General features: G+C 25.9%; 10 protein-coding genes. All 10 read left to right on the top strand.

Going from position 1 to position 9321, the window contains the following annotated elements; genetic code table 11:
* Window positions 1-570 (top strand): sulfide/dihydroorotate dehydrogenase-like FAD/NAD-binding protein (locus tag KYD98_RS04550; protein ID WP_219778397.1); only part of this gene is annotated, 570 nt, incomplete at its 5' end.
* Window positions 570-1961 (top strand): NADPH-dependent glutamate synthase, encoded by a 1392-nt coding sequence (gltA, locus tag KYD98_RS04545; protein WP_219778396.1) that lies wholly within the window; start codon window positions 570-572, stop codon window positions 1959-1961. The genes KYD98_RS04550 and gltA, both read left to right, overlap by 1 nt.
* Window positions 1962-2247: 286 nt before the next feature.
* Window positions 2248-2403, top strand: coding sequence for a DUF6132 family protein (locus KYD98_RS04540; RefSeq protein ID WP_219778395.1), 156 nt, complete (start codon window positions 2248-2250; stop codon window positions 2401-2403).
* Window positions 2404-2707: 304 nt separating this feature from the next.
* Window positions 2708-3130 carry a nucleotidyltransferase domain-containing protein gene (locus tag KYD98_RS04535; RefSeq protein ID WP_219778394.1) on the top strand — a complete coding sequence of 141 codons (423 nt, stop codon included), beginning with the start codon at window positions 2708-2710 and terminating at the stop codon, window positions 3128-3130.
* Window positions 3111-3569: a hypothetical protein gene (locus KYD98_RS04530; protein WP_219778393.1), complete on the top strand. Its 459-nt coding sequence runs from the start codon at window positions 3111-3113 to the stop codon at window positions 3567-3569. Before KYD98_RS04535 ends, KYD98_RS04530 begins: the two co-directional genes overlap by 20 nt.
* A gap of 343 nt (window positions 3570-3912) precedes the next feature.
* Complete coding sequence (locus tag KYD98_RS04525; RefSeq protein ID WP_219778392.1) at window positions 3913-4374, top strand: hypothetical protein; 462 nt, start codon at window positions 3913-3915, stop codon at window positions 4372-4374.
* A gap of 661 nt (window positions 4375-5035) precedes the next feature.
* Window positions 5036-6331, top strand: a complete 1296-nt coding sequence (gene hisS / locus KYD98_RS04520) for a histidine--tRNA ligase (RefSeq protein WP_219778391.1) — start codon at window positions 5036-5038, stop codon at window positions 6329-6331.
* 396 nt (window positions 6332-6727) lie between these two features.
* Entirely contained in the window at window positions 6728-7240 is a 513-nt protein-coding gene (locus tag KYD98_RS04515) for an RNA polymerase sigma factor (protein WP_219778390.1), read from the top strand.
* Window positions 7227-8219: an anti sigma factor C-terminal domain-containing protein gene (locus tag KYD98_RS04510; RefSeq protein WP_258049628.1), complete on the top strand. Its 993-nt coding sequence runs from the start codon at window positions 7227-7229 to the stop codon at window positions 8217-8219. The genes KYD98_RS04515 and KYD98_RS04510 overlap by 14 nt, the downstream gene beginning before the upstream one ends.
* A 17-nt stretch (window positions 8220-8236) precedes the next feature.
* Window positions 8237-9046: a hypothetical protein gene (locus tag KYD98_RS04505; RefSeq protein WP_219778389.1), complete on the top strand. Its 810-nt coding sequence runs from the start codon at window positions 8237-8239 to the stop codon at window positions 9044-9046.
* The last annotated feature ends 275 nt before the right edge of the window (window positions 9047-9321 follow it).

Raw genomic sequence — 9321 nt, 5'->3', positions numbered from 1 at the left:
AAATTAATATTTATTGCTGGAGGAGTTGGTGCAGCACCAGTTTATCCTCAAGTTAAATGGATGCATGAAAATGGAATAGATGTAGATGTTATAGTTGGATCTAGAACAAAAGATTTATTAATATTAGAAGAAGAAATGAAAAATGTAGCAGGAAATCTTTATGTTGCAACTGATGATGGATCATACGGATTCAATGGTAGAGTTACTGACTGTTTACAAGAGTTAGTTAACAAAGGAAATAAATATGATCATGCTGTAGTTATAGGGCCAATGATAATGATGAAATTCATGGCAGCTTTAACAAAAGAATTAGAAATCCCAACTACAGTAAGCTTAAATCCAATAATGGTAGATGGTACAGGTATGTGTGGTGCTTGTAGAGTTACAGTTGGAGGAGAAGTTAAATTTGCTTGTGTTGATGGACCAGAATTTGATGGACATCTAGTAAATTATGATGAGTCAATGAGGAGACAAGCAATGTATAAAACACAAGAAGGAAAAGCACAACTTAAACTTGAAGAAGGAAATAGTCATAGTCACGGCGGTTGTGGTTGTAAGGGGGATAAATAATGAACATGCAAGATAGAATGAAAAGAATACCTGTTACAGAACAAGCTCCAGAAAAGAGAGCTAAGAATTTTAAAGAAGTATGTTTAGGATATACTGAAGAAGATGCAATAAAAGAAGCTAATAGATGTTTAAACTGTAAAAATCCTAAATGTGTTGAAGGATGTCCAGTATCTATTAATATTCCTAGATTTATAGAAAAAGCTAAAACTGGAGATTTTGAAAGTGCAGCAAAAGAAATAGCTAAATATAGTGCACTTCCAGCTGTATGTGGTAGAGTATGTCCACAAGAAAGCCAATGTGAAGGTAACTGTGTACTTGGAATAAAAGGAGAAGCAGTAGCTATAGGTAAATTAGAAAAATTTACAGCTGATTGGGCAAGAAAAAATAATATAGATTTAGCAGTAACTGAAGCACCAAAAGGTAAAAAAGTAGCTGTAATAGGAAGTGGTCCAGCAGGATTAACTTGTGCAGGAGACTTAGCTAAAAAAGGATACGATGTAACTATATTTGAAGCACTTCATGAAGCAGGTGGAGTTTTAGTTTATGGAATACCTGAATTTAGATTACCTAAAGAAGATGTTGTTAAAGCTGAAATTGAAAACATAAAGAAGTTAGGAGTAAAAATTGAAACTAACGTTATAATAGGAAGAACAATAACTATAGATGAATTAATGCAAGAAGAAAGTTTTGATGCAGTATTTATTGGATCAGGAGCTGGACTTCCAAAATTCATGGGAATTGATGGAGAAAATGCAAATGGAGTATTCTCAGCAAATGAATTCTTAACAAGAGTAAACTTAATGAAAGCCTTCAAAGAAGGATATGATACACCTGTTAGAGCTGGTAAAAAAGTTGCTATAGTAGGTGGAGGAAATGTTGCTATGGATGCAGCAAGAACTGCTTTAAGATTAGGAGCAGAATCTCATATAGTATATAGAAGAAGTGATGCAGAACTTCCAGCAAGAGCAGAAGAAATACATCATGCTAAAGAAGAAGGCGTAATATTTGACGTTTTAACAAATCCAACAGAAATCTTAGTAGATGAAAATGGATGGGTTAAAGGTATGAAGTGCGTTAAAATGGAACTTGGAGAAGCTGACGCTTCAGGAAGAAGAAGACCAGTTGAAGTTGAAGGTTCAGAATTTATTATGGATGTAGATACAGTAATAATGTCACTTGGAACATCACCAAACCCATTAATATCTTCAACAACTAAAGGATTAGATATTAATAAATGGCAATGTATAGTAGCTGATGAAAATGGATTAACTACTAAAGAAGGTGTTTATGCTGGTGGAGATGCCGTTACAGGTGCTGCAACAGTAATACTTGCTATGGGAGCTGGTAAAAAAGCTGCTGAAGCTATAGATGAATATTTAACTACAAAATAAATTAAACAATAATTTAAAATATACACATATACACACACACTTATAAAAATTCCTTACTAAAATTCATTAGTAAGGAATTTTTTATATAGGTTTTAAGTTTTGCAGCAGTCTTTTATAAATTACACATTTTAGTTAATAGTACTGATTAATAAATATACATACAAAGCTTTTATATAATTTATAATAAACTAGTTTAATAGATATTTTAGTAATTAAGTTACATAAAAAATTTTAGATTTAATTTAATATAGTATGTACATAAGATATAGATAGGAGAATTTAAATTATGGAAAAACATATTATTGCTTCAATTATCGGTGGAATATTAGGTTATTTATATTATAAAAAAATTGGGTGTTCCAGTGGATCATGTCCAATAACTTCTAATCCATATGCATCTATTATATACGGTGTTATAATAGCAAATTTATTTATCTCTTAAAATAATGCAAATTGTCCTTTGGATATGTAGAGTTATAATAATTAAAAATGATATTAATTATATTATTAGTAAGCTTAATGAAATTTATAAAAAATAACTTCAATATAAACATTTATATTGAGGCTATTTTTTTTAGAATTATATAAGGAAGAAATTTAGTGAAATTTAGTGAAAGTATATACTTATATTATAATATCAACATTATTTTAAAAGGTATATTTTAAAAAATAATTTAAATTAATGTTATGTTATAATGAAGGTAATAATATATAAAACTTAAAGTATTATGAAAGCAGGGATAAAGGTGAAATTATTAAGTGATTTAAAAATAAATAATATAGATAATTTAATTTCATTAGCTGTATTTGGTAGTTATGGGACTAAATATTGGATAAATGGTAAAAGCGACATAGATATTTTAGTTTTAATGGAAAAAAGACAAGATATAATGGATGAGTTTGATTTAGAAGAAATATTAGAACCTATTTTAGAATCTTATTTTAAATATGATAAAATACATTTAACATTTATTAATATGAGAGATTATGATAGTATTTTTGCAAGACAATATATAGATAGTGATGATAAATTAATTGTAAATGATTTTAAAGAAATTGATTTTAGATTATATATAAATAAATATTTAAGAGAAAATGATTGGCTAATAAAAAAAATAAAAAAAGATAACAAATTAATGGAGGAGGCTCATGGTAGCAGCATATTATAAATATAAGAAAGAAAGTTTGAATTTAAAATTTAATAGTGCTAAAGATACATTAAAGCTTATGCAAGGAGCTATAAAGGAATATAAATTAACAGAGTCAGTTTATATAAAAAGAGCGATAATAGGTTACTTTCAGGATTTTTCAGAGTATATTATCGATATGTCAGAAACATATCTTGTAATGAATGAAAATTATGTGGATGGATATTCAGGTATTGAACTAATAAAAAAATCTAATTTATATGGATTTATCGATGATGATTTAAGTAAGTTTTTAATTTCTGCAATAAAACTTAGAAATAGATATACACATGATTACTATAAAAGAGAGCGTGTAGAGAAGGATATATTAGATTATGCAATTTCTAAGATGGAGTTATTAGAAATTTTTCTTAAAATAACAGAACAAAAAGTTAAGTTAGATGCTAAGAATATTTTTTAATATACTATAAATGTAACTAATTATATTAAAGAAACAGTAGGGTAGTTTTGTTTTAATGCAGAATTAACTACTGTTTTTCTATTTCTAAATTAAATTATAAATAAGAGCAATAATAGGAATTATATAAATATGTTTTAAAATTATATTAGAATATGATATGGATAACCATATCACAAGTAAATGAGGTTTATACCATTAGGCATGGGTATAACTTACTTAATGGTGCTTTTATAAGCGAAAAAGTGTATTATAAGTATTAATTAATTTACAAAAGATTTTATAATGAATAAAGCTAATAAATTAAGTAAGAGACAAATTAAAATTTGAAAGTAGGGTTCAAATAATGAAAAAAATAATATATACATTAGTTATGCTAATTGGATTGATTATTTGCTTAAGTGGCTGTTATTCCATTTCGGATAAAGGAATTTTAGATGGGTATGTAAGTAAAGACGAACACTTTGATGAAGATGGTTTTCAGGATTATACCGATTATTGTAAATATTATTATGATGCATCTTCTGATTTGTTTTTTAAAAACAACACTTATTCAACGGTCAAAGATGATGATATAGAAAATATCAGTTCATATTTTACTAACTTTGCATCATGGATGGATGCAGCAGATAGAACCGAAGAATATGATTTTGATGACGCGTGTATTTCTGCAGGTGATTATATTTATATCAAAACAAAAGAAGGAGAAGCAATCGGAAATTCAAATTATGAAAAATTTGATAATTACTCTGTATATTTCTATGATACTCAATCAGCTACATTATTTTATATTCACTCCAATATTTGATTTACAACTTCCAAGTTGGCGGGATGAATAGAAATGTTATTTAAATTATTTATGTTTATTTTTATAAAAGTATCAAATATGCCCAATACCACCTACTAGTTATAGTAAAATAGTTCATCAATAGTCCAGGATGGATATAAAGATTAATAATTTTTATGGGTAGTATAAGGAATCCACTGAGGGAAACGTTCGAAACCTACGTAGCCATTCACTACGGATTTCAAAATATTACTTTAGAATTATACCATAATTATGTAGAAAGTATACATAAGAATAGAATGGAAAAACTTGACTTGCAAGTGATATGGAGAATCGTATCACAAATAAGTATTATTTAGGTTTATATATAGAGAATTTAATTAGAAATTTTTTCATTTAATAAATTTTATCATGAGAATTGAATATTAAATAATTAAAATGTATAATATTAGTAACATTATTTTAGGAGGAAAGTTATGATAACACTTAATATTAGTAAACAAAACAGAATACATCATCATTACTAGAGACTTGGTCTGTAAAAAGCAGATACAAGTCTATCAGCATTAGGCTTGTATCTCTAGGTAATGATAAATTAAGTGAAATCATAATTTATTTAGAGCCATGTGGGATATATGCCTACATGGCTTTTGCTATATAAAAATACATAGGAGTGATTAAAATGAAAAAAAATATTATAAAACCAAGCATACTGCCAGGATTTATGGAGTTATTACCAAATGAGCAACAAATATTTAATGATATAGTATCTAGGATAACAAAGGTATATGAAGAAAATGGATGTTTAGCAATAGATACGCCAATAATAGAAAAAGCAGAAGTATTACTTGCAAAGACAGGAGGAGAAACTGAAAAGCAAGTATATAGTTTTCAAAAAGGAAAGAACAACTTAGCTTTAAGATTTGACTTAACAGTACCATTTGCTAGATATGTAGCTCAATATTATAATGAATTAGTTTTTCCATTTAAAAGATATCAAATAGGAAAGGTATATAGAGGCGAAAGAAACCAAAAGGGTAGATATAGAGAATTTTATCAATGTGATATTGATGTTATTGGTAAAGGAAAGTTAAGTATAGATAATGATGCATGGGTTATAAGCTTAGCTTCTAAAGCTTTTAAATCAATAGGATTAAATAATTATAGATTTCAAATAAGTAATAGAAAGATATTAAAAGGTATATTAAATGAATTAGAAATAGATAAAACTAATGAAGTTATGATATTAATAGATAAGTATAACAAGATAGGTAAGGAGGTGTTTTCTAAGGAATTAAAGAGTCTTATAGGTGCTGAGAAAAGTGAATATATTAATAAAGTATTAGATATAAATGGTACTAATAAAGAAATAATAGGGGAGCTTTTAAAACTTAAAATTGATAATAAAGACTTTATTGAAGGAATAGAAGAATTAAATAAGGTCTGTTATATATTATCAATATTAGGTGTAGGTGATGAAGAGTTTGAAATAAATTTAAAGATTATAAGAGGTTTAGATTATTATACAGGAACAGTTTTTGAAACTATATTAACAGGAAATGAAGGATATGGTTCTATTTGTTCAGGAGGAAGATATGATAATTTAGCTGAAAATTATACTAATAATATATTACCTGGAGTGGGTATATCAATAGGGATAACTAGATTATTTTTTGTTTTAAAGGAGATAGGATTTATAGATAAATATGAGATGAAAAATAAGTTAGATTACTTAATAATACCAATAGGTGATACAATTAAATATTGTGCTGAAGTAATGAGATATTTACAGAAGAATGGGAAAAGAGTTACAGTTTATTTTGAAGAAGATTCATTAAAGAAAAAAATGAATTATGCTAATAAAATAGCTGTTAGTGATGTAATATTAATTGGTGAAGAAGAGGTAGAAAAGAGAGAAGTAAAAATAAAAAATATGGATTCAGGTGAAAGTAAAAATCTTGAGTATAGATTACTATAATGTTTTTGCACTTTAATAAATACAATTCTAGTTTTTTAGGAAACTAAAAAATTGTACTTTAGCATTATAATAATTAATCAAGTTAAATTGATGAAATTAATAGAAGTTAGTATATTAAATAATTATTTAATCATGAAGGAGAACTAAGTCCAGATAATGAGGGCAATCTCCTTCTTTTTTTTGTTCCAGTTTTTATTTCAGTAATAATATTTATGATACATCCTATGAATATAAAAACAAGTATGTAGAAGAACAAGGGCTCTTTAATAAATAATTGGTATATTTATTATTTAATGTAAAATAAGTGTATACATATTTATGTTTAAAACGTCATAATAACAGAAGTATTTCAAAACTAATGATGATAACTAATTTACTTTATGAGAGGAGGAAATGATGAGAAATGAATTAATTAATGACATGTTTAAGAAGAAAATGAACCTCATATATAAGTATTTAGTTAAGCTTGGGTGTAACCAAGATAGTGCTGAAGATATAGTTCAAGATACTTTTTATAAGGCACTAAAGTATATTGATGGTATACAAACTGATAAGGTTTCAGCATGGCTTTTTAAGGTAGCAATTAATAAATATTATGATTTATGTAGAAAAAATAATAGACATGTTCACTTGAATATTGATGAAGAAATATTTAAAGAAAGCTTAACAGATAGAAAACTAGTTGAAGATTTTATATTAGATGAAGAAAGAAAGAAGGAAATTTTAGATACTCTAAATTCTATTAGTGAAATTCATAAAAATCTTTTGTTCTTTAAATATGACATGTGCTTATCTTATAAAGAGATAGCAGAACTTTTAGAGATAAACGAAAATACAGTTAAAACTTATCTTTTTAGAGCTAGAGAACAATTTAAAAAATTATGGAGGGATAAATATGAAGAGCGATGATGAAAGATTAAGAGAATTATTTGAAATAAAAGAAAAACCTAATTTTAATAAGACAATTCAAAAAGCTAAAATCTTTTCAATAATAAGAACTACAATAGTAAGTTTAATGGTATTTATTATTGCAAGCTTTGTGGTATTTTCGTTAAATGCTACTATTTTAAATGAAATAAGTAACAAAGAGCAGAATAATTTAGAAGCTTGGTATAATATTGCTATGCCAAATGCTTTTTTAGGGTGTGTACAAGTTGATGACAGGATTATGGTTGGAGAATTAGATTATACTAGGTACAGATATTTAGGAAATAAACCTATAATTGATGGAAGTTATAAAGATGGATATAGCTATATGTATTTAATAAATGGAATTTATGGTGATCTAGAAAATTATTTGTTTGACAGATCTGGAAAATCAGAAAAAGATTTAAATGAAGCTCAAGCATATAATAAAGCCGGTAAGAAGGTAATGAAATTTTATGATCCATCAGTAAATTATGAGAATTATACAAATGATTTAAAGAAACTTGATGAAATAGAAGGTAATAAATTAATGGAGATATCATTATCATTTGATAAAGCTTATGATTTTGAAGAAGTAAAAAATATGATTCCAAGTAATATTACTTTAAATTGGTATTGGGTTGATACTTTTACTGAAAATAGTGAAGATTCATTAAATAAATTTATATTTGATGAATATGATGTGCATGGTATAAAAGCTTTAGATGGAGAAGGAAAATCACTTGAAAATCCTGAAAAAGATTTTATAAATGTAATTACTAGATGTAAAAACAATAAAGACTATAGTAGTGAATATCAAAAGCTATTTGATATTTTAAGTAATGGTAAAAGTGAGATTAATAAAGAAGATTTAAAAATAATAGGAGTAGTCGTGAGTGGAGATAGAAATTCATTAAAAGCCTTAAAAGATAAAAATTATATTAAAGCAGCTACAATAGGAGCAGTAGCAGATAAATATTAATAAATGGAGGGGTATGGATGAAAACATATTTGAAGCTAGAATTTAAAAAGAATATATTATCTTGGAGAACTATAATTTCCATTTTAATAATTTTAGCATTATTTATAATTCCTTATGTAGAAGAAATAAAGTTTTCGTATCCAGGAGTAGATGGAATAGACTATTTTATACGAATTCATCAATTTTCATATATATGTTTTATAGCACCAATTATAGCTGGATTTATATATTCTACATCAATAATTAGGGATAAAGAATCAGGATTTTTGAATAAATTGTTAGAAATAATAGATATAAAAACTTATTTTAAAGTTAAATTACTAGTTAATGCATTAATAAATTCAATTGTTTTTACATTGAGTTATGGAATATTTATTTTATATTTTGTTATAATTTTTGGAATTAACAATGAGGTTGGAGAAAATATTAGAAATGGAGTATTCATAATGCGTGCATTTATAGGGCTGTATGAAACTTCAAAAATATTATATATTATAATAATACTTTTAGGAACAGTACTATCTTCAATTGCTTTTTCAACATTTATGATTGGGCTTACAACAGCAATTGGTAGAAAGTGTACAACATATATATTCCCTATATTTTATGTAATACTTACTGGTGTCTTTTTCAAAATGTGGGGTTTAAATAATATAATCGATTTCGATGTAATTAAATTATTTATATTAACAAGAATTAATGATACAGATTGGATTGGCGTAATGTTATATAATTTAATATTAATAATATTTGGAGTAGTATTGCTATATAAATTTGGTTATAAGAGAATTCTGGATTTATCAGGAGTAAAGAGATTCAGTATATAAATTATTATAAAGTGTTATCAATTACTACTAATACAAAGAGATATATAATTAGTAAGGTAGGAGTTTGAAATTATATAAGCCAATAAAGTAAGTAAGAAGCGTAATATTAGGTTTTTATATTATTGGATTCAAAGTAATTAAAAAATAACGCTATGTTTTATAATATCAACATTCACTTAAAACATAGCCAAAAATAAAAAGAATATTTTTTGAATTTTTTGAACATATTATAAAGGCAACTAGTTATATCAAGAAACAGTGGATAATTTTATTTT

The organism is Clostridium weizhouense (genome assembly GCF_019431045.1).
Lineage (GTDB): Bacteria > Bacillota > Clostridia > Clostridiales > Clostridiaceae > Clostridium > Clostridium weizhouense.
The sequence above is the reverse complement of the archived record's forward strand: the minus strand, read 5'-3'. Positions and strand labels throughout refer to the sequence as shown.